Annotated in this window: 23 protein-coding genes; 16 read left to right on the forward strand and 7 right to left on the reverse strand. The window is 62.5% G+C overall.

Annotated elements, in window-relative coordinates:
• The first annotated feature begins 10 nt into the window (after positions 1–10).
• A complete protein-coding gene (locus F7R06_RS25345; RefSeq protein ID WP_090323652.1) occupies positions 11–844 on the forward strand; it encodes an SDR family NAD(P)-dependent oxidoreductase in 834 nt (277 codons plus the stop codon).
• A 91-nt stretch (positions 845–935) separates the two neighbouring features.
• Here F7R06_RS25345 and dmpG read toward each other — a convergent pair whose 3' ends face one another.
• The 4 genes from dmpG to F7R06_RS25365 form a co-directional block, all read right to left on the reverse strand.
• Positions 936–1,964: a 4-hydroxy-2-oxovalerate aldolase gene (gene dmpG / locus F7R06_RS25350; RefSeq protein WP_090323650.1), complete on the reverse strand. Its 1,029-nt coding sequence runs from the start codon at positions 1,962–1,964 to the stop codon at positions 936–938.
• A gap of 10 nt (positions 1,965–1,974) precedes the next feature.
• A complete protein-coding gene (locus tag F7R06_RS25355) occupies positions 1,975–2,901 on the reverse strand; it encodes an acetaldehyde dehydrogenase (acetylating) (RefSeq protein ID WP_090323648.1) in 927 nt (308 codons plus the stop codon).
• 31 nt (positions 2,902–2,932) lie between these two features.
• On the reverse strand, positions 2,933–3,724 hold the full coding sequence (locus F7R06_RS25360; RefSeq protein ID WP_090323647.1) for a fumarylacetoacetate hydrolase family protein: 792 nt from the start codon (positions 3,722–3,724) through the stop codon (positions 2,933–2,935).
• A gap of 73 nt (positions 3,725–3,797) precedes the next feature.
• Positions 3,798–4,571 carry a glucose 1-dehydrogenase gene (locus tag F7R06_RS25365; protein WP_090323645.1) on the reverse strand — a complete coding sequence of 258 codons (774 nt, stop codon included), beginning with the start codon at positions 4,569–4,571 and terminating at the stop codon, positions 3,798–3,800.
• A gap of 380 nt (positions 4,572–4,951) precedes the next feature.
• Here F7R06_RS25365 and F7R06_RS25370 point away from each other — a divergent pair, with 380 nt between their 5' ends.
• The 5 genes from F7R06_RS25370 (at position 4,952) to F7R06_RS25390 (ending at position 11,919) form a co-directional block, all read left to right on the forward strand.
• The gene (locus tag F7R06_RS25370) at positions 4,952–6,139 is read left to right on the forward strand and encodes an acyl-CoA dehydrogenase family protein (protein ID WP_090323643.1); all 1,188 of its coding nucleotides are present in this window, start codon (positions 4,952–4,954) and stop codon (positions 6,137–6,139) included.
• Between the two features lie 78 nt (positions 6,140–6,217).
• Positions 6,218–7,240: a ferredoxin--NADP reductase gene (locus tag F7R06_RS25375; RefSeq protein ID WP_090323642.1), complete on the forward strand. Its 1,023-nt coding sequence runs from the start codon at positions 6,218–6,220 to the stop codon at positions 7,238–7,240.
• A 16-nt stretch (positions 7,241–7,256) separates the two neighbouring features.
• On the forward strand, positions 7,257–8,873 hold the full coding sequence (locus tag F7R06_RS25380) for a FadD3 family acyl-CoA ligase (protein WP_090323640.1): 1,617 nt from the start codon (positions 7,257–7,259) through the stop codon (positions 8,871–8,873).
• A 99-nt stretch (positions 8,874–8,972) separates the two neighbouring features.
• Positions 8,973–10,613, forward strand: a complete 1,641-nt coding sequence (locus F7R06_RS25385) for a DUF1302 domain-containing protein (protein ID WP_174552479.1) — start codon at positions 8,973–8,975, stop codon at positions 10,611–10,613.
• Positions 10,614–10,686: 73 nt separating this feature from the next.
• Complete coding sequence (locus F7R06_RS25390; protein ID WP_090323639.1) at positions 10,687–11,919, forward strand: NADH:flavin oxidoreductase; 1,233 nt, start codon at positions 10,687–10,689, stop codon at positions 11,917–11,919.
• 123 nt (positions 11,920–12,042) lie between these two features.
• On the opposite strand, the gene F7R06_RS25395 is transcribed toward F7R06_RS25390, so the two are convergent.
• Positions 12,043–12,876 carry an alpha/beta fold hydrolase gene (locus F7R06_RS25395; RefSeq protein WP_090323637.1) on the reverse strand — a complete coding sequence of 278 codons (834 nt, stop codon included), beginning with the start codon at positions 12,874–12,876 and terminating at the stop codon, positions 12,043–12,045.
• 260 nt (positions 12,877–13,136) lie between these two features.
• Here F7R06_RS25395 and F7R06_RS25400 point away from each other — a divergent pair, with 260 nt between their 5' ends.
• The 3 genes from F7R06_RS25400 to F7R06_RS25410 are packed head-to-tail and all read left to right on the forward strand — an operon-like array spanning position 13,137 to position 15,294.
• The gene (locus F7R06_RS25400) at positions 13,137–13,871 is read left to right on the forward strand and encodes an SDR family NAD(P)-dependent oxidoreductase (RefSeq protein ID WP_090323635.1); all 735 of its coding nucleotides are present in this window, start codon (positions 13,137–13,139) and stop codon (positions 13,869–13,871) included.
• A gap of 14 nt (positions 13,872–13,885) precedes the next feature.
• A complete protein-coding gene (locus tag F7R06_RS25405; RefSeq protein WP_090323634.1) occupies positions 13,886–14,659 on the forward strand; it encodes an SDR family NAD(P)-dependent oxidoreductase in 774 nt (257 codons plus the stop codon).
• Positions 14,659–15,294 carry a nuclear transport factor 2 family protein gene (locus tag F7R06_RS25410; RefSeq protein ID WP_090323632.1) on the forward strand — a complete coding sequence of 212 codons (636 nt, stop codon included), beginning with the start codon at positions 14,659–14,661 and terminating at the stop codon, positions 15,292–15,294. Before F7R06_RS25405 ends, F7R06_RS25410 begins: the two co-directional genes overlap by 1 nt.
• 137 nt (positions 15,295–15,431) lie before the next feature.
• Here the strand turns inward: F7R06_RS25410 and F7R06_RS25415 are convergent, their stop codons facing one another.
• Both F7R06_RS25415 and F7R06_RS25420 read right to left on the reverse strand, forming a co-directional pair.
• A complete protein-coding gene (locus tag F7R06_RS25415) occupies positions 15,432–16,625 on the reverse strand; it encodes an acyl-CoA dehydrogenase family protein (RefSeq protein ID WP_090323631.1) in 1,194 nt (397 codons plus the stop codon).
• Positions 16,622–17,794, reverse strand: coding sequence for an acyl-CoA dehydrogenase family protein (locus F7R06_RS25420; protein ID WP_090323629.1), 1,173 nt, complete (start codon positions 17,792–17,794; stop codon positions 16,622–16,624). Before F7R06_RS25420 ends, F7R06_RS25415 begins: the two co-directional genes overlap by 4 nt.
• A gap of 320 nt (positions 17,795–18,114) precedes the next feature.
• Between F7R06_RS25420 and F7R06_RS25425 the strand changes: the two genes are divergently transcribed.
• From F7R06_RS25425 to F7R06_RS25455, 7 genes are read left to right on the forward strand one after another with little or no spacing between them, the layout of a single operon-like run.
• Positions 18,115–19,005, forward strand: a complete 891-nt coding sequence (locus F7R06_RS25425; protein ID WP_090327445.1) for a VOC family protein — start codon at positions 18,115–18,117, stop codon at positions 19,003–19,005.
• 12 nt (positions 19,006–19,017) lie between these two features.
• Positions 19,018–19,893, forward strand: coding sequence for a CoA transferase subunit A (locus tag F7R06_RS25430; RefSeq protein WP_090323628.1), 876 nt, complete (start codon positions 19,018–19,020; stop codon positions 19,891–19,893).
• A gap of 12 nt (positions 19,894–19,905) precedes the next feature.
• Complete coding sequence (locus F7R06_RS25435) at positions 19,906–20,703, forward strand: CoA-transferase subunit beta (RefSeq protein WP_090323626.1); 798 nt, start codon at positions 19,906–19,908, stop codon at positions 20,701–20,703.
• 15 nt (positions 20,704–20,718) lie between these two features.
• Positions 20,719–21,627, forward strand: a complete 909-nt coding sequence (locus F7R06_RS25440) for an enoyl-CoA hydratase (protein WP_090323625.1) — start codon at positions 20,719–20,721, stop codon at positions 21,625–21,627.
• Complete coding sequence (locus F7R06_RS25445) at positions 21,624–22,736, forward strand: NAD(P)H-dependent flavin oxidoreductase (protein ID WP_090323623.1); 1,113 nt, start codon at positions 21,624–21,626, stop codon at positions 22,734–22,736. Before F7R06_RS25440 ends, F7R06_RS25445 begins: the two co-directional genes overlap by 4 nt.
• Positions 22,733–23,485 carry an enoyl-CoA hydratase family protein gene (locus F7R06_RS25450; RefSeq protein WP_090323622.1) on the forward strand — a complete coding sequence of 251 codons (753 nt, stop codon included), beginning with the start codon at positions 22,733–22,735 and terminating at the stop codon, positions 23,483–23,485. The genes F7R06_RS25445 and F7R06_RS25450 overlap by 4 nt, the downstream gene beginning before the upstream one ends.
• A gap of 9 nt (positions 23,486–23,494) precedes the next feature.
• Positions 23,495–24,658, forward strand: coding sequence for an acyl-CoA dehydrogenase family protein (locus F7R06_RS25455; protein ID WP_090323620.1), 1,164 nt, complete (start codon positions 23,495–23,497; stop codon positions 24,656–24,658).
• Positions 24,659–24,665: the final 7 nt, after the last annotated feature.

Raw genomic sequence — 24,665 nt, forward strand, 5'->3', positions numbered from 1 at the left:
AGGAACCAGCATGAACAAAGTGGCATTCATCACTGGCGCCAGCCGTGGTATCGGTCGCGAGGCGGCTCTGGCATTCGCCCGCGCCGGTTTCGATGTGGCGATCAGCGCTCGCACCCTCAATGAGGGCGAACAGCATGAACATGCCCTGCGCGACGCCGCCGGGGCGCCGTTGGCCGGCAGTCTCAATGGTACTGCGCAGGCCTTGCGCGATCTCGGTTGTCGGGTGCTCGTGGTACCGATGGACCTGCTCGACAGCGACTCGGCACTGGCCGCTTGCCAGGCGGTTCTGGCCGAGTACGGGCGTATCGACGTATTGATCAACAATGCGATATATCAGGGCAGTGACCTCAATACCGGTTTCATGGATCTGCAAGCGCAGACCCTGGAGCGGATGTTCCAGGGCTACATTCTCACCCCGTTCCTGTTGACGCGAGCGGTGGCCGAACACATGGTGGCGCGCGGTGGCGGGGTGGTGATCAATGTCACCTCCGGTGCCGGCGAAAGCGACCCCCCGGTGGCAGCGGGCAAGGGGGGCTGGGGTTATGCCTATGGCGCGGGCAAGGCGGCGGTGTCGCGTCTGTCCGGGGTCATGACCACGGAACTGGGCGCGGCCGGCGTGCGTGCCTATACCCTCAATCCAGGCGTTGTCACCACCGAAGCCCTCAAGGCCACCATCGGTGACAAAGGCCTGATCGCCTTGCGCGCCGGCAGCGCCCCACCCCATGTACCGGCGGCCGTGATGCTGTGGCTGGCCACTGCGCAACAAGCGCCCGAGTTTCAACGCCGGACCATCGCCGCCCAGCCTTTTGCGCTGGAGCACGGAATTGTCGCCGACTGGCGCTGACATCCCCTGAAGTGAACCAGTCGCCATTGATGGCGACTGGCATGGTCTCTTCCACCTGCTCGCGAAAGCAGCGGATCTGGCGGTGTCGGGCTTACGCCTGACGACGCTGACGGGCGAGGGTCATGGCGGTGTCTTCGATCATGTCTTCCTGACCACCGACCATGCCGCGACGGCCCATTTCAACGAGAATCTCCCGGGCCGACACGCCGTATTTTTTCTCGGCGCGCTTGGCGAACAAAAGGAACGAGCCATAGACCCCGGCGTAGCCCATCGTTAAGGCGTCGCGGTCGCTGCGGATCGGGAAGTCCATGATTGGCACCACCAGATCTTCGGCCACGTCCTGGATGCCAAATACGCTGACGCCTGTGTCAATGCCCATGCGGTCGCACACCGCCACCAGCACTTCCATCGGCGTGTTGCCGGCACCGGCACCGAGGCCGGCGCAGGCAGCGTCGATTCGCTTGGCCCCGGCGGCAATCGCGGCGATGGAGTTGGACACGCCCATCGACAAATTGTGGTGACCATGAAACCCGATCTCGGTCTCCGGCTTGAGGGCTGCGCGCATTGCCGCCACGCGAGCGCTGACATCGTGGGGCAGCAGGTAGCCCGCCGAGTCGGTCAGGTAGATGCAGTTGGCGCCGTAGCTTTCCATCAGCAAGCCTTGCTTGACCAGGCCTTCGGGACTGTTCATGTGGGCCATCATCAGGAAGCCGACGGTATCCATACCCAGGTCGCGGGCGTGGGAGATGTGCTGCTCGCTGACATCGGCTTCGGTGCAATGGGTTGCCACGCGAATGGTGTTGACCCCTAGTTCATGGGCCATTTTCAGGTGATCGACGGTGCCGATGCCCGGCAGCAGCAGGGCCGAGACCTTGGCCTTTTTCATCAGCGGGATCACCGCCGACAGATACTCTTCGTCGGTGTGTGCCGGGAAGCCGTAGTTCACTGAGCTACCGCCCAGGCCGTCGCCGTGGGTGACTTCAATCAGTGGCACGCCGGCCGCATCAAGGCCACAGGCGATGTCCTTCATCTGTTGCAGGCTGATCTGGTGACGCTTGGGGTGCATGCCATCGCGCAAGCACATGTCGTGAACGGTGATGCTTTTGCCGCGAAGATCCATGGTCGGCTCCTTATGCGTGGGCGGTTTGGACGGAAGCTTTCAGCACCAGCTCGCCCTTGAGGATTTCCTCGGCGAACATCTCGGCGGTGCGCGCGGCGGCGGCGGTCATGATGTCGAGGTTGCCGGCGTACTTGGGCAGGTAGTCGCCCAGGCCTTCGACTTCCATGAAGATCGACACCCGGTTACCGTCGAACACCGGACCGTTGACCAGCTTGTAGCCGGGCACGTAGCGCTGCACTTGCTTGATCATGGCCTCGATGGCCGCCGTGATCGCCGGCTGGTCGGGCTCGCTGGCGGTCAGGCAATGCACGGTGTCACGCATGATCAGCGGTGGCTCGGCGGGGTTGATGATGATGATCGCCTTGCCTTTCTTCGCGCCGCCGACCTTTTCCACTGCACTGGAAGTAGTGCGGGTGAACTCATCGATGTTTTTCCGGGTACCGGGACCCACCGATTTTGAAGCGGCGGTGGCGATAATTTCGGCATATTCCACCGCCTGCACACTGGACACCGCGGCCACCAGTGGAATGGTGGCCTGGCCGCCGCAGGTGACCATATTGACGTTCATCACACCCAGGCCCAACTGAGCCTTGAGGTTGACCGGAGGGACGCAATACGGCCCGATGGCTGCCGGCGTCAGGTCGATCATCAACACGCCCAGGGCATTGAGCTTGCGCGAGTTCTGCGCGTGCACGTAGGCCGAGGTGGCGTCGAAGGCGATCTGGATCTGATCGTCGAGGACATGGGGCAGCAGGCCGTCGACGCCATTGGCGGTGGTTTTCAGGCCAAGCTCGCGAGCCCGCGACAGGCCTTCGGAAGTGGCGTCGATGCCCACCATCCACACCGGTTCCAGCACCTCGCTGCGCATCAGCTTGTACAGCAGATCGGTGCCGATGTTGCCCGGCCCGATCAGCGCGCATTTGATCTTTTTGCTCATGGTCTTTGGCTCCTGGGGAGGTAAGGGGAAATCAAGGGACAAAGCGCAGGCTGGTTTCGCCGAGCCCGGTCATTGACAGGCTGATGCGATCGCCGGCAACCACCGGCACCAGCGGCGCCAGGGCACCGGAGAGAATGATTTCGCCGCGACGAAACGGAATGCCCAACTCGCCCAGGGTATTGGCCAGCCAGGCCACTGCCGCACAAGGATGGCCTTGCACCGCCGAGCCCAGGCCCGTGCCGGCGGGTTGGTCGTTTTTCAGCATTTGCATGTGCACGGCGGCCAGGTCCAGCGAGCGCGGATCGATACGCTGGGTGCCGAGGGCAAACACGCCGCAGGAAGCGTTGTCGGCCACGGTGTCCTGTATGCGGATCTGCCAGTCGTCGATCCGCGAATCAACGATTTCGAAGCACGGCGCCACCCATTGGCTGGCGGCCAGCACGTCCTCGGCACTGATGCCCGGGCCTTGCAAGTCTTCACCGAGGATAAAGGCTATTTCGCCTTCGGCCCGGGGCTGGATCAGGTTGTAACGGGCCAGGCTGACATCGCTGCCGTCCTCGACCTGCATGGAATTGGTGAGGAAACCGAAGTCCGGTTGATGGACATCAAGCATTTCCTGCACCGCGCGGCTGGTGACCCCGATTTTCTTGCCAATCACCCGCTCGCCCAGGGCCTCGCGGCGTTGCAGCAAGTGCAGGGAAATCCGATAGGCCTGCTCCAGTGTGATCTGCGGATAACGCTGGGTCAGGGGGGCCAGGGTCTTACGGTTGCGCAGGGCATTGAACAGCTCGTCACCGAGCGCGTTGATCAAATGAGCATCCATGGCGAGGGCTCCAGATGGGGGAGAAAAAAAAGACCCGCCCCAACGTCATCAGGGGCGGGCCCAAAGGAGTCGGTCAGCCGGGCCAGACCGATGTCTCGGCACCGCCATCGACATCAATGATCTTGCCGGTCACCCAGGCCGAAGCGGGGCTGGCCAGGTACAGCGCGGCGGCGGCGATGTCTTGCGGGGTACCCAGGCACTTGAGTGGGGTGTTGGCCTCCATCACCTCGCGCATGGCTGCAGGCATTACGCCGTTCAGCGCTTCGGTCAGGGTAGGGCCGGGCGCCACGGCGTTGACCCGGATCTGTGGCGCGAAGTCCTGGGCCAGCAAGCGGGTCAGATGGCTGAGGGCGGCCTTGGCCGTGCCGTAGGCGCTGAAGTGGCGCTGGGCATAGCGTGCGGCCACCGAGCTGACATTGATGATGTTGCCGCCGCCGGCGTCGCGCATGAGCGGCACGCACAACTGACAGAAGGCATAGCTGGTGGTGACGTTGAAATCCAGCATCTGGGCGAACTGTTCAGGTGTCGTGATCAATGCATCGCTCGGTCCGCCACCGCCAACGTTGTTCACCAGATGAGTGATCCGGCCCATTTGTTCAACGCTTTGACGCACCAGCGCCTGGCGTTGCTCGGCATCGTTGACGTCACAGGTAAAAGCCAGGGCGCGCCGGCCCAGGCCTCGAACCTCTTCGGCCACTGCCTGGACTTCGTCCAGCGAGCGTGACGAGCACACGACATCAGCGCCGGCTTCGGCATACGCCAGGGCAATCGCCCGACCAATGCCGCGGCCGCTGCCAGTGACAATGGCGACGCTGCCGTGCATGTAGAAACGTTGCAAAATACTCATGGACCCTTGCTCCGTGGGGTTGATTGCTGATGAGTCCACTATCGCTGGCGTCGCGTGGGTGGGCATCGTCTCATTGGACTAGCGAACCGCGACGATGGCTCTCAACCACCGAATCGCTGGCCTCGACCCGCAGATTGCCCCTCTCTTGTTTTGTCCTTGAACCTGGCAACGCGCGGGACCGCGACATCGTCCGTTTGGAGGGTTGCTGCACCGCTGAGGGGCTGAACATAAAACGGTCTTGCCGTCGCCGCCCGAGGCCGTGATCCCTGCAAAAGCAATCGCTTGCCCCTAGTCCGCATTGACGATGAAGGATTGTCCGCTCGATCCGATGATCCATCACAACTCGCGCAGTGGCGCAGTGAGATCGGGAGAATTGAGTGATGCACAGCATGCGAGAAAAGACCCAGGACGAACGTGATCTGCTTGAACGTGCACGGCGCCTGGTACCGGTACTCAAGGCACGTACGGCGCAGGCCGACAAGGACTTGAAGGTGCCTCAGGAGACCATCGCCGAACTGCAGTCCGCCGGCTTGCTGCGGGCGTTGCAGCCACGGGCGTTCGGTGGTTATGAAGTGGACCCGCGCACCTTCTTCGAAATCCAGACCATTCTTGCCGAGGGTTGCATGTCAACGGCCTGGATCTACGGAGTGATGGGCGTTCACCCTTGGCAACTGGCCCGTTATCCGATCGAAGCGCAGCGCGAAGTCTGGGCGGATGACCACGGTGCGCTGATCTGTTCGACCTATATGCCGGCGGCCAGGGTCACGGTGGTCGAGGGCGGTTACCGCATCAGCGGACGTTGGGGTTTCTCCAGCGGCAGTGAGCACTGCCAATGGGTGTTTCTCGGCGGCATACTGCCACCCGATGGCGAACTGGCCGCCGAGCACGGCACCTTCCTGCTGCCGCGTCACGACTATCAGATCGAACGTAACTGGGACGTGATGGGCCTGCGCGGCACCGGAAGTCACGACATCGTGGTCGACGATGTATTTGTCCCGGCCCATCGCGTGCAACGCACCAATAACTGGACCCTCGAAGCAACGCCCGGGCGCCAGGTCAACACCAACCCGATCTATGCGATCCCCTTCGCCCAAGTGTTCTCCCGTGCGGTATCGACTTCAGCCATCGGCGCCTTGCAAGGCGCGATCAACGAGTTCCGCGATAACGCCGCCAGGCACATCGGCAAGCACGGTGCCCGCACCGCTGACGATCCGGTGGCGCAAACCGCGATTGCCGAAGCAATGATCACCGTCGACAGCTTGCGTCTGGTGCTGGAGCGCAACTACGAACATCTGATGAGTCTGGCTCGTGCCGGCCAATACCCGGACACCGAGACTCGTCTGCTGTATCGCTACCAGTCGGCCTATGTGACCAACATCTGCGCCGAACGGGCCAACGACCTGCTGCGCAGCATGGCGGCCTCGGGCTTGTACAACACCAACCCGGTGGCGCGGCTGTTCCGTGACCTGCACCAGGCGCGCGGACACATCGCCAACAACTACCTGGCCTACGGACGCAGCTATGGCGCGGTGATGCTGGGCCTGCCCAACCCGGATCCCTACGTCTGAGGCCGTCCCACCCTGTTTCGCCCCCTGGGTTTACACCTGTCCGCAATACGCGGGCAGGTGGTCATGAGTACCTGACCTATGAACAATTATCTTGCCCTGCGCGTGGCGCGAGTGATCGAGGAAACCGCCGATGCGCGTTCCCTGGTGTTCGACGTGCCGGAGCATCTGGGCGAACGATTTCGCTATCAACCCGGCCAGTTCCTGACCTTGCGCGTGCCCTTCGAGGATGGCTGGCTGCCCCGTTGTTATTCATTGTCCAGCACGCCGTTGCTGGATGAGCCGTTGCGGGTCACGGTCAAGCGCGTGCAAGAGGGGCGCGCCTCGAACTGGTTGTGCGGCGAGTTGCAGGCCGGGCAGACCCTGGAGGTGTTGCCTCCGGCCGGGGTGTTTGTGCCCCGTAGCCTCGACGGTGACTTGCTGTTGTTCGGTGGCGGCAGCGGCGTGACCCCGGTGCTGTCGATCCTGCGCTCGGCGTTGCTCGCGGGCACAGGCCGGATCCTGCTGATCTATGCCAATCGCGATGAGACCTCGGTGATTTTCAAGGATGAACTCAAGGCCCTGGCCAGCGTTCATCCACAGCGCCTGCAGATCGTCCATTGGCTTGACTCGGTGCAGGGCATCCCGAGCGTCGGACAACTGGCCGAACTGGCGCGGCCATTTATCGATGCCCAGGCATTCATTTGTGGTCCGGGGCCATTCATGGATGCGGCCGTCAACGCGCTCAAGGGCCTGGGCATGCCGGATCGCCGGGTGCATGTCGAGCGCTTCGTCTCGCTACCCGGTGAAGGCGAACTGCCTCTGACCGTCAGCAGCGAAGCTGCGGTGGCCGCGCAGTTGGCGGTGCGCCTGGATGGCGCGGACCACCACCTGGCCTGCGACAGCGGCGAGACCGTACTGGCCGCCATGGAGCGTGCCGGCCTCAATCCACCCAGCGCCTGTCGTGTCGGCGGCTGCGCCTCATGCATGTGCACGCTGGAAAGCGGCGACGTCGAGTTGTTGCACAACGATGCACTGGATGCAGGCGACCTGGCCGAGGGCTGGATTCTTGCCTGTCAGGCGGTGCCCACCAGCGCACAACTGCGTATCCGCTTTCCCGATTGATGAACCCGAGCCCACGATGAATCAGAGCCTGAACCTTGCCGCGCCCGCGAGCGCAGCCCCTGCCACCCTTGCCCAGTTGGTCTTCAGCAGTGCCGAGCGTTTTGCCGGACGCACGGCCATCGAGGACAACGGCCAATGCATCGACTACGCCGAGTTGCCCGAGCGCGTCATGGCTTTTACCCGGGGCTTGATGGCCCTGGGGATCCAGACCGGCGACCGGGTCGGTATCTGGGCGCCGAACAGTGGTGACTGGATCCTCGCGGCGCTGGGTATTCATTGCGCCGGTGCGGTGCTGGTGCCGATCAACACGCGCATGAAGGGCCTGGAGGCTGCCGATGTACTGGAGCGTAGCGGCTGTCGACTGTTGTTTGTCCAGCAGCGCTTTCTCGACGTTGACTACCCGGCGCTACTCGCCCCCCACCGGCCAGCCAGTCTCGAACATCTGGTGATTGTCGATGGCGACACGCCTGAGTTGTCGGCGGACCTGACGCTTGCGCAATTCCTGGTGGGCGCGGCAACCATTGATGTCGATAGCGCCAGGCGCAGGGCATTGGCGGTTGGTCCTGACGCCATGTGCGACCTGTTATTTACTTCCGGCACCACCGGCAAACCCAAGGGCGTGATGAGCGGCCATGGTCAAAACCTGCGGGCCTTCACCGAATACGTCAAGGTCATCGGCCTGGTGCCGGGCGACCGCTATCTGATTGTCAACCCGTTCTTTCATGCCTTCGGCTACAAGGCCGGCTGGCTGACCTGCCTGATCGGCGGGGCGACCATCCTGCCACATGCGGTGTTCGACGCAGAACAGGTGTTCCAGCGCATCGCTTGTGAGCGCATCAGCGTGCTGCCCGGCGCACCGACCCTGTACCTGTCGCTGCTGGCCCATCCGTTGCTCAAACAGACTGACCTGTCGAGCCTGCGCATCGCTGTGACAGGGTCGGCGAGCATTCCGCCGAGCCTGATCGAACGCATGCGCAGCGAGTTGGGGTTTGCCGTGGTCACCACGGCCTATGGTCTGACCGAGTGCGGCGGGCTGGCAACAATCTGTAATCCACAAGATTCGGCACAGGTGATCGCCGGCACCAGCGGACGGCCGATTGCCGGCACTGAAGTGAGCATCCGCGACCCGCACAACCAGGCGCTGGGCGCAGGACAAACCGGCGAGATCTGTCTGCGTGGCTTCCACGTCATGCAGGGCTATTTCCAGAACCCGCAAGCGACCCACGAAACCATCGACGTCGAAGGCTGGCTGCACACCGGCGACGTCGGGCGCCTGGATGAGGCGGGCAACCTGATCATCACCGACCGCCTGAAGGACATGTTCATCGTCGGCGGTTTCAACTGCTACCCGGCGGAGATCGAAGCGGCGTTGATCAAGCATCCGGCGATTGCACAGGTGGCGGTGATCGGCATCGCTGACGAACGCATGGGCGAGGTCGGATGCGCTTGCGTGGTGCTGCGCCCGGGTAAGGAACTCGACGAGGCTCAACTGATCGGCTGGAGCCGTGAACAAATGGCCAATTACAAGGTGCCGCGTCAGGTGCGCTTCTTCAGCGCCTTGCCACTTAACCCGTCGAGCAAGGTCGTGAAGAACGAACTGCGTGCAATGGTCGCCAACAGCGCTCCGGCATGAGGAGCGCTCATCTCGCCAAATGGACGATGTGCGCCGCAGCGGTTTTTTTCATGCTGTGGTCGCACCAGTAAAAACAACAACAAGGAGAGGAGCAAGTTTATGCGAAACATTGTTGCGCGCCGTCCGGGGAATCTGTTGGGGGGGCGCGGCCTGTTGGCTACGGTCGTCACGGTTGCCAGTGCCACGGCCAATGCTGCGCCGACCATCGAACTGGGGGAGAACACCACCCTGGATTCGTCGCTTACGGTCAACTACACAACCTCCATGCGTACCGCCAGGCAGGCCAGCCAATACCTCAATGATCCGAACAACGACGATGGCACACGCAACTTCAAGCGTGGTTCATTGATCAACAACCGCCTGAGTCTGTTCGGCGAGTTGCAGCTCAAACACGACAACCTCGGCGCGGTGCTGCGCGGCAGTGATTTTTATGACGATGTCTACCACCAGCGCAACGCCAACGACTCACCGGATACAGTGAACAAGTTAGGGCGCAACGATAGCTTCAGTGACGAAACCCGACGGCTGAGCGGCAGCACCGCGCGCCTGCTCGATGCGTATGTGTACGGCAACTTTGATATTGGCGACACGCAGTACCTGTCGCTCAAGGCCGGGCGGCATCTGGTGGCCTGGGGCGAGAGCCTGTTCTGGTCCAACATCAGCCAGGGCCAGGCGCCGGTGGATGCCACCAAGTTCAACGTGCCGGGGACCGAGGCCAAGGACTCGTACCTGCCGGTAGGGCAGGTGTCCGGGTCGTGGTCGCTCAATGAAGACCTGGCGCTGGTGGGCTACTACCAGTACGAGTGGGAAAAGACCGAGCTCAACCCGGTAGGTGACTATTTCGGCAGCGATACGTTTGGTCCCGGTGCCGAGTTCTTTCGCCTGGGCCGTGGACAGGTCAACAACTTGCCCAGCGGCGTGGCGGTCGGTTATGGCGGTGCCAAAGACCCCAGCGACAGCGGCCAATGGGGCCTTGGCGTGCGCTACCGGATCACCGAGAACACTGAAGTCGGGTTGTTCCATTACCGCTATAACGAGCGCGTCGGCTCGTTGTTTTTCGACTTCACCGGCACCACCCAATACTCCTCGCTCAAGAGCATCGGCCATGACGGAAGCGCGCCGGTCTATCGCCTCGGCTACTTCGAAGACGTCAAGCTGACAGGCATCAGTTTCAGCTCCAAGGTTGGCGATTCGGTGCAGTACGCCGGTGACCTGAGCTACCGCGATGGCGCTTCTGTCTACCTGAACAACGGCGCGCCGACCACCGGACAGATCTGGCAAGGCAACCTCAACGCTTCGTACATCCTCGGTCCAAGCATGCTCGCCCAGCAGACCACGTTCATGGGCGAAGTCGTGCATCAGTACATCGCCGGGGTGGACAGCCTGACGATCACCGGTGGTGGGCCTGGCGTGGACGGTACGTTCAACAAGTTCGAATCGGCGATACAGACCCGGGGCTCGACCCTGCTGGGTATCGGCGCCTACATGGACTACCCGTCCGTTGCCACCGGCCTGGACCTGAGCACCAAAGTGGTGTGGACGCAGAATGTCGACGGCAGTGCCTATCAGGGCATGGGCCGCGACGAGAAGCGTCTGACCGTGGGCGGCGACTTCAAGTACCTGGGCAACTTCCAGGTCGGCATGACCTATGTCGCCTACTTGAGTTCGCCGGATGTTGCCCAGGGCCGGTTGCTGGCTGACCGCGATTACCTGTCGTTCAACGCCAAATACACCTTCTGATGATCATGGCTGCGTCGCGACAAGGCGACGCGGCCTTCATTTGCAGCCTGATAAAAATAAAGAGAGGCCCGTCATGAACCCTCGTTCGACCCCATCACCGTTCAGCCCTATCGCGATTGGCCCACTGACCCTGAAGAACCGCTTTATCAAATCCGCCACCAACGAGGGTATGAGTGCCCAAGGCGTACCTTCCAAACAACTGGTCAAGCTGCATGCAGCCCTGGCCGAGGGCGGCACCGCCCTGACCACGGTGGCCTATTGCGCAATCAGCAGCGATGGCCGCACCTTGCCCAACCAGTTGACCCTGAGCCCATCCAGCCTGCCACATTTCAAGGCCCTGACCGACGCAGTGCACCAGTGCGGTGGCCTGGCCAGCGCGCAGATCACTCATGGTGGCTGCTTTACTTTTATCCGCGAGCGCTCGACCAAGCGTCCGCTGTCGGCCAGCGGCGGCTTCAACAAAATCGGCTTGATGAGCGGCATGTTCCTAAAGCAGGCGATGAACGAAGGCGATATGCAGCAGGTGGTGCGAGATTTCGCTCAAGGCGCGCGTCTGGCGCGCCAGGCCGGTTTCGATGCCGTGGAAATCCACATGGGCCACGGTTACTTGCTCAGCCAGTTCATTTCGCCGATGTACAACAAGCGCCGCGACCAGTACGGCGGCAGCCTGGAAAATCGCTTGCGCTTTCCGCGTCGGGTACTGCGTGCGGTGCTCGATGCGGTTGGCCAGGAGATGGCGGTGATCTGCAAATACAGCGTTACGGAAGGCGTGAGAGCCGGTAACAGCGCTGAAGACGGAGCGAAGATAGCCCGCATGCTGGAAGAGGAGGGGGCGCACCTGCTGGTGCTCAGCGCCGGTATGAATGCCGAGTCGATCACCACCATGTTCGGCTCCTCGTTTCCCAAGGAAAACCGCGTGCAGCAGAAGAACCGGATCATCGCCCTGGCGATGGCCATTCAACGGCGCAAAGAACCGACTGTGGAATTCCGTGAGCTGTATTTGCTGGAACACGCGCGCAAGGTGCGTGCGGCGGTGAAAATGCCTTTGGCTTACCTGGGCGGTGCCAAGAGCCTGGCGAGCATCGAGCAGATCATGGCTGAGGGCTTTGACCTGGTTGCCTTGGGCCGGGTGTTGCTGGCCGAAAATGACTACGTCAACAAACTCGCCAGCGGCGTCAGTCGCGACTCGATCTGTACTGCCTGCAACCGTTGCGTGGCCATGATGTACACGCCCGGCGGTACCTCCTGCGTCCTGGGGCAGCCCGGCGATGCCATGTTGAACAGCCAGAAGGCGGCAGATCGCTAACCTCCATCATCCCCTGCAAGAGCGAGCTTGCTCGCGAAGGTCGTTAACGATAACGCGTGGTTGCTGGATGAACGCGTTGTCTTTGAGTCCTTCGCGAGCAAGCTCGTTCCGACAGTTTGAGGGTTAGCCGTGCTGCAGGAACTCGATGCAGCTGCGGTTGAACAGTTCGCGGTGTTCCACCTGAACCCAATGTCCGCAGCGGTTGAGCACGATGAAGCGGGCATTCGGTGCGCCGTCGATGATGCGCTGGGCGCCGCTGATCGGGTTGAAGTGATCGTTGTTGCCCCAGAAGCCGAGGATCGGGCACTGGATTTCACCCAGGCGCGCTTCCATGTTCGGCACCATCATTGTGCTGAACAGGCTCTTCGGTTGCGTTACGGCCACCGCCACGCGTTCTTGCAGCAGGCTTTGCGGCAGGATCGAATCATCGAACAACTGCAGGCTCATCATGCTGCGCATCTCTTGCATGCCGATGGGGCCTGCGTTGAACAGGCTGACCATGCGCACGATGCCTTCCATCTTGAAGTAGGTTTCCCGCTCCTCGACACCGCCCGGTGCCAGCAGGATCAGGCTCTGGGGCAGTTGCGGCAGGCGCAGGGCCAGACCCAGGGCAATTGCGCCACCCAGCGAGTTACCCAGCACCGTGCAGCGCTGCACGCCAACGGACTCGAGGAACGCCGCCACGCAGTCGACGAAGAAATCCAGGTTGTACTGGACGTCCTCGGGTTTGTCCGAGCGACCGAAGCCCGGCAGGTCAAGCACGAGGTTGCGATAGCCCGCGGCGACAAGCTGTGGGTAGTTGCCCTTGAAGTTGCTGAAGCCACTGGCGCCCGGCCCGCTGCCGTGTAGCCACAGCACCACGGGGCCTGCGCCCTCATCCAGATAGTGCAGGCGCAGGCCGTTGGGCAGGGTCGCGTAATGGCCGACGGGCAGGGGCAGGTCTACGGGTTGGTTCATGGGGTTCTCCATTGTCTGCGGATTCGTGAAGCACATCCGCGCCAGGCGCTACCGCAGGATGAAGGGGAACGTCGCGCCTGGCGTGGTGCGCACGCCAGGCATGCTGGGCTCTGACCGCGCAGTTCACATCGTCCGTTCAGACCACGCGGCGGTAGTCCCATCGGACGATGTGTACCCAGGCTCTGGCCGCTAATCATGCGGGGGACGGCGCCACTGCAAGGGCAGCGGGTCGCAGCGTATTTTCACATTCGGAGAATGCTATGAAGTTACTCAACAAAGTGGCCTTTGTGACCGGCGCCGGGCAGGGCATGGGCCAGGCCATCGTGCGTGGTTTTGTCGCCGAGGGCGCCAAGGTGGTAGCAGTGGACCTGAATCAGGCGGCGCTGGCCGAGAGCCTGGCGGACCTGGGCGACCAGGTACTGGCACTGGCTTGCAATGTCGCTGACAGCGCCTCTGTGGCCGATGCCATGGGCCAGACCGAGCAGCACTTCGGCGGCCTCGATATCCTGGTCAACAATGCCGGCGTGGGCGGGCTGGACAGCTTCCTCGAAACCTCGGACGAGAGCTGGGCGCGGGTGATTGGCGTGAACCTGGGCGGCACCTTCCTGTGCTGCCGTGAAGGCGCGAGGTTGATGGTCAAGGGTGGGCGCAAGGGCGCGATTATCAATCTCTCCAGCACTGCCGCGCTGACCGGTGACGGCCCGGCGCACTATTGCACCTCGAAAGCCGGGGTGATGGGCCTGACCCGTTCGATGGCCCGAGAACTGGCGGCCAGCGCCATCCGCGTCAACACCCTGGTTCCTGGGCCGACCAACACGCCGATGATGGCCGGCATTCCTGATGAATACATGCAGGCACTGCTGAAAAACGTGCCCCTGGGCCGCATGTGCGAGACCGACGAAATCGCCAGGGTTGCCGTGTTCCTGGCCAGCGAAGACGCCAGTTTCATGACCGGGCAGAACATCGCCGTCAACGGCGGTATGGCCTTTATCTGATCAGGGAGTCACCCATGAGCAAGCGTTTACAAGCAAAGATTGCCTTCGTCACTGGCGCCGGCTCCGGCATCGGTGAAGCCACCGCACTGCGATTCGCCGAAGAGGGCGCCACCGTAGTGCTGTGCGGACGTCGCATCGAGCCACTGCAAGGCGTGCAGGAAAAAATTCGTGCCCAGGGTGGGCAGGCCGAGATTGCCGTGGCCGATGTCAGCGATGAACAGGCTTACGTCGGAGCGCTGCAAGCCGCCGCGCAACGTCACGGTCGCCTGGACATCCTGGTCAACAACGCGATGGCCTACACCTGGGGCGGCATCGATACGATGACCACCGCCGACTGGCACGCGAACTTCGCCACCACCGTCGATGGCACCTTCTGGGGCACCCGCACGGCGATGCAGTTGATGAAAGCGCAGGGCGGCGGTTCGATCGTCAATATCGCGTCGATCTGCGGTCTGTTCGGCACGGCGTGGATGGCCGGTTACTCGGCAGCCAAAGCGGCGGTGATCAACTTCAGCCGGGCGGCGGCCAGTGAAGGCGCGCCGCACAACATCCGCTGCAACGTGATTATTCCGGGCGTGGTCGACACTCCTGCCACGGCCGGTATGCTGAGTGACGCCAAGACCCGCACCAACACTGAAAAAGTGATCCCGATGAAACGGGTCGGCCTGCCGGTGGAGCTGGCCAACGCCATTCTGTTCCTGGCCAGCGATGAGGCTTCGTACGTCACCGGCGCGAGCCTGGCGGTAGACGGCGGGCGTGGTTCGGACCTGTACACGGTGCTCGACTGATGAATCAGGACACCAACACATTACTGGCGCGCATCGACCGCCTGGAGTCGCTGGATGCGATCCGCCAACTGGCTGGCAAGTACGCCCTGGCGCTGGACATGCGTGACATGGATGCCATGGCCAATTGCTTCGCCCCGGACGTGCGGGTGGGCCGCGACAAGAGTGGTCGCGCGCACCTCAAGGCGTGGCTGGATGAAACCATGCGCAAGCAGTTCCACGGCACCTCCCATCACCTGGGCCAGCACATCATCGAGTTCAGCGATGCCGATCACGCCACCGGTGTGGTCTATTCGAAGAACGAACATGAGACCGGCCCCGAGTGGGTGATCATGCAGATGCTGTACTGGGATGATTACGAGCGGATCGACGGACGCTGGTGTTTCCGTCGCCGTTTGCCGTGCTATTGGTACGCGACCGATCTGAACAAACCACCGATTGGCGGCCTGAAGATGCGCTGGCCTGGGCGTGAGCCTTACGCTGGCAGCTTCCACGAGCTGTTCCCGTCCTGGGATGCGTTCTGGGCGCAGCGCCTGGACAAGGACGCGTTACCACAGATTGCCGAGCCGGCGCCGCTGGAGGGGTTTCTCAAAAACCTGCGCCGTGGCGCGGATGATCCAAAGATTCGCGTGCGTTGAATCGTTGGACAGGGATCTCTGAACTGTAGGCGCGAGCGTTGCTCGCGATGGTCGTTAACGAAAGCGCGCATGTCCTGGATAAACGCGGCGTTCGGGAGTCCATCGCGAGCAAGTTCGATCCTGTAAAGGGCCTCTGTTCAGTTTGAGAAACGTGGTTCCCGGGGCATGCCCAGCGCGCGCTCGGCAATGACGTTGCGCTGGATTTCGTTGCTGCCTCCATAGATGGTGTCGGAACGGGTGAACAGGAACAGCGACTGCAGACGGCTGAGCTGGTAAGGCGCGGCGTCGAGAATTTCCGCAGCATCGCCCAGCACGTCCATGGCCAGTTTACCCAGGTCGCTGTGCCAGGTTGACCAGGCCAGTTTGTAGATCATCGCTTCACGTCCCAGGTTGCCATCCTGTGGGCCTGACAGCATGCGCAAAGAGTTGTAGCGCAACACTTTGAGCCCGGCCCAGGCCTGGGCAATCCGCTGACGCAGCAACGGATCGCGCGCAGCACCGTTGGCGCGAGCGATGCGGATGATTTCGTCGAGTTCGTTGTGGAACTGCATCTGCTGACCCAGCGTGGATACGCCGCGCTCAAAGCCCAATAGCGCCATGGCGATCTTCCAGCCATCGCCCGGTTGCCCGATCAGGTTGTCGGCATGGGTGGCGGCCTGGTCGAAGAACACCTCGTTGAATTCACTGGTGCCGGTCAGTTGCTGGATCGGTTGCACGCGAATGGTGTCCTGAGCCATCGGCACCAACAGGAACGATAAACCGTGATGCCCCTGGCTACCGGGCTCGGTGCGCGCAAGCACAAAACACCAGTCGGCCTCGTGGGCCAGGGAGGTCCAGACCTTTTGCCCGCTGATCAGCCAGTGCTCGCCCGTGGCATCCAGTATCGCCCGGGTCTGTACATTGGCCAGGTCCGAACCAGCGCCCGGTTCCGAGTAGCCCTGGCACCAGAACTGGCTGCCGTCGAGGATACCGGGCAACAGGCGCTGCTGCTGAGCTGGTGTACCGAAGGCGGCGAGTGTGGGGCCGACCAGGCCTTCGCCAATATGGCCCATCCGCCCAGGGCCACCGGCGCGGGCATATTCTTCATGGAAAATCACCTGCTGGCTGATGGACAGTCCCCGTCCTCCGTGTTCCCTGGCCCAGCCAACCCCGATCCAGGCGCCTGCGGCAAGTTTACGTTCCCAGGCTTTACGCTCTTCGGGAAAACTGTGCTCATCCCCCGGTCCGCCACGAAAACGCAAGGGCGCAAATTCGCCGCTCAGGTGCTCGGCCATCCATTGGGCGACCTCTTTGCGGAACGCTTCGTCGGCACCACTAAAACCGATTTTCATGCTTGCTCTCCCAATAGATACGCGGCCAGGCGCTCGCGGTGCAACGCCGGGCTGCCCAGTAGGTGCTCACCGGCGCGGGCACGTTTGAAGTACAGGTGTGGATCGTATTCCCAGGTGAAACCGACGCCGCCATGCAGTTGGATCGATTCGCCAGCGCAATGGAAAAACGCCTCGCTGGCGTGGATCTTCGCGGTGGCGGCGGCCAGCTCAAGTTCCTCGATGACCGCGGCATCGCCTGCCGGGTCCAGACGTTCCTGGGCCACGCAAGCGGCGTAGTAGGCTGCCGAGCGGGCGCATTCGACTTGCAGCATCATGTCGGCACAGCGGTGCTTGATCGCCTGGAAACTGGCAATGGTGCGTTTGAATTGTCGGCGTTCGGCGATGTACGCCAGTGTCAGATCCAGGGCTTGCTGCGCGCCGCCAGTCTGTTCGGCGGCAAGCCCGATGGCGGCGATCTGCAGGGTGTCGCGCAGCACCGCCCAGCCTAGTGCGGGGCCGCACAGCAGTTGTGCCTCGCTGACCTTTACCTTATGCAGTTCAATGCGTGCCAGGCGACGGGTCTGGTCCAGGGTCGCCAGTGGGCTGCGCATCACACTCGGCGTATCGCCAGGCAAGACGAACAGGCTGATGCCCTGTTCGCCCTCAGTACCGGGTGCGCGGGCGGCGACGATCAGCAGATCGGCCGAGGCGCCATCGATGACCTGGGCGTACTGACCGTCCAGCGTCCAGCCGCCATGGTGCGGTTCGGCCACGGTTTGCACACTGCAAGCCTCAAGCCCCGCAACACTGGCGAAGGCCAGGGTGGCCCGAGTTTCACCGGCGGCAATCGCCCCCAGCCAGTGCTCCTGGGCCGTCTCGTTGTTGCTCAGCAACAGGGCCGGAGTTGCCAGGCACGACGTGGCGAACAGCGGCGAACCCAACAAAAAGCGCCCGCTTTGCTCCAGCAGAATCGCCAGTTCGACAAACCCCAGACCCATACCGCCAAAGCGCTCGGGCACCATCAGGGCCGGCCAGTAGAGTTGCTGGCCGATCTGTCGCCAGACCTCGGGATCATGCGCGTCCGGACGGTTCATGGCGGCGCGCACGGCATGCGAATCGCTGGCCTTGGCAAGAAAGCGCTCGGCGCTCTCGCGAATCATCAAGTGTTCTTCGGTAAAAGCGAACTCCATGGGGGCTGTCTCTGCAAAGCGGATGGATGCGTGAAGTCTGGGCTGGTGGCGGCGGTGAACGAATCACTAAAACGGACTAGGGCCATTCTGCTGCTTGCGTAGCCCGTGAGGGAGCTGGTTTGTTCCGTGCGGCGTTCCGACGAAGGTGGCGGGTCAGTCAACATCAACGTTGAATGTGATTGCCTCCTCGCGAGCGAGCCCGTTCCCGCAAAAAGCGCTGCGAAGCGTTGCGGTGCTTAGTCTCAACGGACGATGAAGCGGTGCGCGGCGCTTTGCACAATGTTCGCCACGAAACCCATTCAGCCACCGAGGACCAAGGCATGATCGACATTCGCGGTTTGAGCTATTTCGTCTCTCAGATCGAAAACCTCAGCCATTGGCAGCGTTACGCAGAGGACGTGCTGGGCATGCAAGTACAGCCGGCGCCGGGCGGTGGCCTGTACGTGAAAATGGACGAGCGTCCGTTTCGCATGTTGATCGTCGAAGGCAGTGAGGCGCGTTACCAGGCCTCCGGTTGGGAGCTGGCCAACGAAAGGGCGTTCCAGACCGCACTTGAGCATCTGGCCGCAGCCGGTATCGAATGGCAGCCGGGGTCGGCCGCCGATATCGAGCAGCGCGGGGTGCAGGCTCTGGTCAAGGTCACTGACCCGTCGGGCAACTGCCATGAACTGAGTTGGGGGCATCGCTCCGACTGCCTGCCGTTTATCTCGCCACAAGGCGTGCCGCGCTTCATCACCGGCGACATGGGCCTGGGCCACACGGTGCTGCCGGCGCCGAACTTCGATGCCACCCTGGCGTTCGCCAAGGATGTGCTGGGCTTCGAGCTGTCGGATATTTTCAACTTCCGTCCCGACCCGTCGGCACCGCCGATCCGCATTCACTTCCTGCATTGCCGGAACGCCCGTCACCACAGCCTGGCGCTGGCCGAGTACCCGGTGCCGTCAGGTTGCGTGCACGTGATGGTCGAGGTCGATTCGATGACCGAAGTCGGCCGCGCCCACGACCGCCTGCTTGCCCATGAGGTGACTCTGTCAGCCACCCTCGGCCAGCACCTGAACGATCACATGACCAGTTTTTATATGAAGACGCCGTCCGGTTTCGATCTGGAGTACGGCTATGGCGGACTGCTGGTCGACTGGGCCGAACACTCGGCGTTCGAGTTCACCCGCGTCAGCATTTGGGGGCACGACTTTTCGGTCGGCCGACAGTAAGGAATTGCCATGATGAACAAACAAATGACAGCGGCCGATGCGGTCGGCCAATTACGCGATGGCATGACCATCGGTTTCGGTGGCTGGGGGCCGCGGCGCAAGCCGATGGCCATCGTGCGCGAGATCCTGCGCTCACCGGTCAAGGACTTGACCGTGGTGGCCTACGGCGGCCCGGAAGTGGGCATGCTTTGCGCCGCCGGCAAGGTCAAGAAGCTGGTATTCGGCTTCGTCACTCTCGACGCGATCCCGCTGGAACCCTATTACCGCAAGGCCCGCGAAGCCGGTGAGCTGGAGCTTATGGAGCTCGATGAAGGCATGTTTCAGTGGGGGCTGCGCGCCGCTGGCATGCGCTTGCCGTTCCTGCCAACCCGTTGCGGACTGGCCACCGACGTGACGCGTTTGAACCCTGAACTCAAGACCGTCCAGTCACCCTATGCCGATGGCGAAGTGTTGTTGGCAATGCCGGCACTAAACCTCGATGTGGCGTTCCTGCATCTCAATGTCGCCGACCGTCTGGGCAACTGCCTGGTGAGCGGGCCGGACCCTTATTTCGATCACCTGTTTGCCCGCGCCGCCAACCAGTGTTTTGTCTCGTGTGAACGCCTGGAGGAACGTCTGGAATTGAACGTCGATCAGGCCCGCTTCAATACCTTCGAGCGCTATCTGGTGAGCGGCGTGGTGCATGCGCCTCTCGGTGCGCACCCGACCAGCTGCGGCCCCGACTATGGCTGGGATATGAAGCACCTCAAAGGTTATGCCGCCAGCAGCCAGGTGGAAAACGGCTGGCAGGACTATGTGCAGACCTACATCGCCGGTGGCGAGCAAGCCTATCAGGCCCAGAACGGTGGTGCCGAATCCATGGGCGCCTTGCCCCTTCCCGTGTTCTGAGGAATAGCGACTATGTCTGCAACCTGTGATTTCACCCTCGCTGAACTGATGATCGTCGCGGCCTCCGAAGCCTGGCGTGGCAATGGCGAAGTGATTGCCTCGGGCCTGGGCGTTATCCCGCGCCTGGCTGCCAGCCTGGCCAAGTTGACCCACAGCCCGGAACTGTTGATGACCGACAGCGAGGCGTTCCTGGTAGAGGAACCGATACCGTTGGGGCCGCGTGGCGACTACGTGCCGCGTTACTCCGGCTATATGTCGTTCGAGCGGGTTTTCGAATGCGTGTGGGGCGGCCGCCGCCACGCGATGATCGGGCCGACCCAGATCGACCGCTGGGGGCAGACCAATTTGTCCTGCGTTGGCGACTATCAAAAGCCCAAGACTGCGATCCTGGGCGTGCGTGGCCTGCCAGGCAACAGCATCAACCACCTCAACTCGTTCTTCGTGCCCAGCCACAACACCCGAGTGTTCGTCAGCGGCGAAGTGGACATGGTCTCCGGCGTTGGCTTCAAGGCCGAGCGTTGGCCCGAAGGCGTGCGCCGCGACTTGATGGACATCCATTGCGTGGTGAGCGACTTGTGTGTCCTTGATTTCGATGGCCCGGACCGTGCGGTGCAGGTGCGCTCGTTGCACCCCGGCGTGAGTTTCGAACAGGTCCAGGACAACACCGGTTTCCCGTTGCTCAAGTCCGCGCAGTTGCACGAAACCGCGCACCCCAACGCTGAGCAGTTGGCCCTGATCCGCCGACTCGACCCCCACGATTACCGCGCCGCGGCGATCAAGGGCAACCCGACCGGTATCCGTACGGCCTGAGGCAAGGAAACCAGCATGCACAGCAGCGACAGTGAATTTATCGTCCGCCAGGACCACGCCGTCTACGAGACGGACACCCCGGTGCTGTACAGCGTGGCCGAGGGTATCGCCACGCTGACGCTGAACCGGCCGACTTTCAATAACGCGCAAAACTCGCAGATGACCTACGCCCTGGACGCGGCCTTCCGCCAGGCGGTGGATGACGACAGCGTCAAGGTCATCGTCCTGCGCGGCAATGGCAAACACTTTTCGGCAGGTCATGACATCGGCACACCGGGACGGGATATCGACAAGCCGTTCGAGCGCGCGCACCTGTGGTGGGACCACACCAACAAACCCGGTGGCGAGCAACTCTATGCACGCGAGCAGGAGGTGTACCTGGGCATGTGTCGGCGCTGGCGTGAACTGCCCAAGCCGACCATCGCCATGGTCCATGGCGCGTGTGTGGCCGGAGGGCTGATGCTCGCCTGGGTTTGCGATTTGATTGTCGCCAGCGACGACGCGTTCTTCCAGGATCCAGTGGTACGCATGGGCATCCCGGGGGTGGAGTATTTTGCCCATCCCTACGAAATGAACCCGCGTATTGCCAAGGAATTCCTCTTCACCGGTGACCGCATGAGCGCCACCCGTGCCTGGCAAGTGGGCATGGTCAACCGCCTGGTCTCTCGCGAGGAACTGGAACAGGCCACTTATGCGCTGGCTGCCGGCGTCGCTCGCCAGCCACGCATGGGCCTTGCCCTGACCAAACAGGCGATCAACCACGTCGAGGACCTGCAAGGCAAACGCACGGCGATGGACGCAGTGTTCGCCTGGCACCACTTTGCCCATGCCCATAACGAGCTGTTGTCCGGTGACAAACTGGGCGGTTTCGACGCCAAGGGCATGGCTCGGGCCAACAAACAGGCCGAGGAAAAAAAACAATGAACCGCTGGCTCGAGACGCCGCTGACCGAGGCCCTCGGCTGTCGATATCCGATTGTGCAAACCGCCATGGGCTGGGTCGCGGACGCCAATCTGGTGATCGGCACGACTCAGGCCGGAGGCTTCGGTTTCCTGGCCGGGGCGACCATCCTGGCCGATGAGCTGGAAGGCGAAATCCGCAAGGTCATAGACGCAACTGGCGGCAGCAATTTCGGCCTGAACTTTCACATGTTCCAGGACAACGCCGAACAGTGCGTCGACCTCGCGATCAAGTACCGGTTGCGCGCCGTGAGCTACGGGCGCGGCCCGGACAAACAGACCATCGCGCGCTTCAAGGCGGCCAACGTGTTGTGCATTCCCACCGTGGGCGCGCTGAAACATGCGCTCAAGGCGGTGGAGCTGGGTGCCGACCTGATCACCGTCCAGGGCGGCGAGGGCGGTGGCCACACCGGCGGTGTACCCAGCTCGATCCTGCTGCCTCAAGTGCTGGCAGCGGTCAGGGTACCGGTGATCGCGGCCGGAGGATTTTCCACCGGCCGAGGTCTGGCCTCGGTGCTGGCTGCCGGTGGCGTCGGTATCGCCATGGGCACGCGGTTTCTCATGACCCGCGAATCGCCGACGCCCGTCGCGACCCTGGAACGTTACCTGAAGGTCAACGATCCGCAGCAGGTGCGTGTGACCACGGCGGTGGATGGCATGCGTCACCGCATGATTGAAAACCGTTTCATCAATCACCTGGAGCAGGCCGGCCCATTCGGTCGCCTGCGCATTGCCCTGGGCAGCGCCTGGCAATGGAAGCAGCAGACCGGCATGAGCCTGGGGCACATGGCCTCGGTCTTTGTCCGTGCGTTGCGTGAAGACCCCTCGGCGCTGTCGCAAGTGGTGATGGCCGCCAATCAGCCAGTGCTGTTGCGGCGCTCGATGGTCGATGGCGCCCCGGACGAGGGCATCCTGTCCAGCGGCCAGGTTGCGGCGGCCATCGGTGAATTGCTCAGCTGCAGTGAAGTCATCGAGGGCATCGCCAGCGAGGCCCGGCAATGCCTGGATGCACTCCTGGCACGCAGCCAGACACACCCCTCGAATCATTCAGCCAGTATTGGAGAACCCCTGTGAACCAGGCATTTACGACACAACTCAATCAGGGGATCGCTGAACTGGTGATCGCCAAACCACCGGTCAATGCCCTCGATAGCCAGCAATGGCTCGCTCTGGCGCAACAGATTGAAACCCTTGGGGCCAATCCCGAAGTGCGGGTGATCGTCATCCGCGCCGAAGGCCGGGGCTTTTGCGCCGGTGTCGACATCAAGGAGCTGGACAAGCATCCGGAGCGGATCGTCGAGGTCAATGCCGGTAACTACGCCACCTTCAAGGCGGTGCACCGCAACCCGGTTCCGGTGATTGTGGCGGTCCACGGTTTTGTCCTGGGCGGCGGCATCGGCATCACCGGGGCGGCGGACATCGTCGTCGCCTCCGAGTGCGCGTCCTTCGCCTTGCCTGAAGTCGATCGCGGCGCCATGGGTGGCGGTGCGCATCTGCAGCGTCTTTTCCCGGTGCAAAAAGTCCGTTACCTGTTCTTCACCGGCGACAGCATCGGCGCCCGCGAAGCCCTGCAATACGGCTTTATCGAGCGAATCGTCGCCAAGGACCAACTGCGCGAAACCGCCCTGGGGATCGCGGCGAAAATCGCCGAAAAGAGCCCGGGCATGATCCGCATCGCCAAGGAAGCCTTGAACGGCATCGAAGACGGCAACCTTGAAGATAAATACCGCTGGGAGCAGGGCTTCACCATGCAGGCCTACAGCAGCCCGGACTCTGCGGAAACGCGCCGGGCCTTCGTCGAAAAACGCGACGCCAAGTTCTGAGATAACGCCATGGACCTGACTTATACCCCCAAGCAAAACGCCTTTCGCGCCGAAGTTCGGACATGGCTGGCGGCCAATCTGCCACGCGAGCCCTTTGCCAGTTACGACAGCCGCGAAGGTTTTGAACAGCATCGCGCCTGGGAGGCCAAGCTGTTCGAAAGCCGTTGGTCGATGGTGATGTGGCCGGCCGAACTGGGCGGCCGCGGCAGCGACTTGATCGAGTGGCTGATCTTCGAGGAAGAGTATTACGGTGCCGGGGCACCGATGCGCATCAACCAGAACGGCCAGCTGTTGCTGGGACCGACCCTGATGGAGTTCGGTACCCAGGAACAGAAACAGCGCTTCTTGCCACGCATGGCCGCCAGCCTGGACATGTGGGCGCAAGGCTGGTCGGAGCCCAACGCCGGTTCCGACATGGCGGCGATTACCAGCAAGGCGGTGCTCGACGGCGACCATTACGTGATCAACGGGCAGAAGACCTGGTCGAGCCGGGCGATCTACGCCGACTGGCTGTTCGGTCTGTTCCGTAGCGAGCCGGGATCGACTCGTCATCACGGCCTGTCGTTCATCATGGTACCGCTGGATACGCCGGGGGTGAGCATTCGCCCGATCAAGGCACTCAATGGCAAGGACGCCTTCGCCGAGGTTTTTTTCGATGACGTGCGGGTACCCGTGAACAACCGCATCGGTGCCGACGGGCAGGGCTGGCATGTGGCAATGGCCACTGCCGGTTTCGAGCGTGGTTTGCTGCTGCGTTCACCGGCGCGCTTCCAGGCTACGGCACGCAAGCTGGTTGAACTGTACAAGGCCCACCGCGTCAGCGCCGATCGCGACCCTGGCCTGCGCGATGCCGTGCTGGACACCTGGATGTGCGCCGAAGCCTATGCGATGTCGGCATATTACACGGTCGGACGCTTGAGCCGGGGCGAGCAGATTGGCGCCGAGTCGAGCATCAACAAAATTATCTGGTCAGAGCTCGACCTGAAGATGCACGAGACCGCCATGCGCATTCTCGGCGCACGTGGTGAGCTGTTGGCAAAGGGCGCGGAGGCGGGCGACGCGGCGGGCTGGCTGGAGGGTTTCCTGTTCGCCCAGTCCGGGCCGATCTACGCGGGCACCAACGAAATCCAGCGCAACATCATTGCCGAGCGCATGCTCGGTTTGCCGAAATAAGGAACTG

This window comes from Pseudomonas moorei, assembly GCF_008801475.1.
GTDB classification, from domain to species: Bacteria; Pseudomonadota; Gammaproteobacteria; order Pseudomonadales; family Pseudomonadaceae; genus Aquipseudomonas; species Aquipseudomonas moorei.

What these genes read in the sequence shown, in the direction of transcription:
- F7R06_RS25345 (WP_090323652.1), top strand. Translation starts at nt 11, where the DNA reads ATGAACAAAGTGGCATTCATCACTGGCGCCAGCCGTGGTATCGGTCGC.
- dmpG (WP_090323650.1), bottom strand. Translation starts at nt 1,964, where the DNA reads ATGGATCTTCGCGGCAAAAGCATCACCGTTCACGACATGTGCTTGCGC.
- F7R06_RS25355 (WP_090323648.1), bottom strand. Translation starts at nt 2,901, where the DNA reads ATGAGCAAAAAGATCAAATGCGCGCTGATCGGGCCGGGCAACATCGGC.
- F7R06_RS25360 (WP_090323647.1), bottom strand. Translation starts at nt 3,724, where the DNA reads ATGGATGCTCATTTGATCAACGCGCTCGGTGACGAGCTGTTCAATGCC.
- F7R06_RS25365 (WP_090323645.1), bottom strand. Translation starts at nt 4,571, where the DNA reads ATGAGTATTTTGCAACGTTTCTACATGCACGGCAGCGTCGCCATTGTC.
- F7R06_RS25370 (WP_090323643.1), top strand. Translation starts at nt 4,952, where the DNA reads ATGCACAGCATGCGAGAAAAGACCCAGGACGAACGTGATCTGCTTGAA.
- F7R06_RS25375 (WP_090323642.1), top strand. Translation starts at nt 6,218, where the DNA reads ATGAACAATTATCTTGCCCTGCGCGTGGCGCGAGTGATCGAGGAAACC.
- F7R06_RS25380 (WP_090323640.1), top strand. Translation starts at nt 7,257, where the DNA reads ATGAATCAGAGCCTGAACCTTGCCGCGCCCGCGAGCGCAGCCCCTGCC.
- F7R06_RS25385 (WP_174552479.1), top strand. Translation starts at nt 8,973, where the DNA reads ATGCGAAACATTGTTGCGCGCCGTCCGGGGAATCTGTTGGGGGGGCGC.
- F7R06_RS25390 (WP_090323639.1), top strand. Translation starts at nt 10,687, where the DNA reads ATGAACCCTCGTTCGACCCCATCACCGTTCAGCCCTATCGCGATTGGC.
- F7R06_RS25395 (WP_090323637.1), bottom strand. Translation starts at nt 12,876, where the DNA reads ATGAACCAACCCGTAGACCTGCCCCTGCCCGTCGGCCATTACGCGACC.
- F7R06_RS25400 (WP_090323635.1), top strand. Translation starts at nt 13,137, where the DNA reads ATGAAGTTACTCAACAAAGTGGCCTTTGTGACCGGCGCCGGGCAGGGC.
- F7R06_RS25405 (WP_090323634.1), top strand. Translation starts at nt 13,886, where the DNA reads ATGAGCAAGCGTTTACAAGCAAAGATTGCCTTCGTCACTGGCGCCGGC.
- F7R06_RS25410 (WP_090323632.1), top strand. Translation starts at nt 14,659, where the DNA reads ATGAATCAGGACACCAACACATTACTGGCGCGCATCGACCGCCTGGAG.
- F7R06_RS25415 (WP_090323631.1), bottom strand. Translation starts at nt 16,625, where the DNA reads ATGAAAATCGGTTTTAGTGGTGCCGACGAAGCGTTCCGCAAAGAGGTC.
- F7R06_RS25420 (WP_090323629.1), bottom strand. Translation starts at nt 17,794, where the DNA reads ATGGAGTTCGCTTTTACCGAAGAACACTTGATGATTCGCGAGAGCGCC.
- F7R06_RS25425 (WP_090327445.1), top strand. Translation starts at nt 18,115, where the DNA reads ATGATCGACATTCGCGGTTTGAGCTATTTCGTCTCTCAGATCGAAAAC.
- F7R06_RS25430 (WP_090323628.1), top strand. Translation starts at nt 19,018, where the DNA reads ATGAACAAACAAATGACAGCGGCCGATGCGGTCGGCCAATTACGCGAT.
- F7R06_RS25435 (WP_090323626.1), top strand. Translation starts at nt 19,906, where the DNA reads ATGTCTGCAACCTGTGATTTCACCCTCGCTGAACTGATGATCGTCGCG.
- F7R06_RS25440 (WP_090323625.1), top strand. Translation starts at nt 20,719, where the DNA reads ATGCACAGCAGCGACAGTGAATTTATCGTCCGCCAGGACCACGCCGTC.
- F7R06_RS25445 (WP_090323623.1), top strand. Translation starts at nt 21,624, where the DNA reads ATGAACCGCTGGCTCGAGACGCCGCTGACCGAGGCCCTCGGCTGTCGA.
- F7R06_RS25455 (WP_090323620.1), top strand. Translation starts at nt 23,495, where the DNA reads ATGGACCTGACTTATACCCCCAAGCAAAACGCCTTTCGCGCCGAAGTT.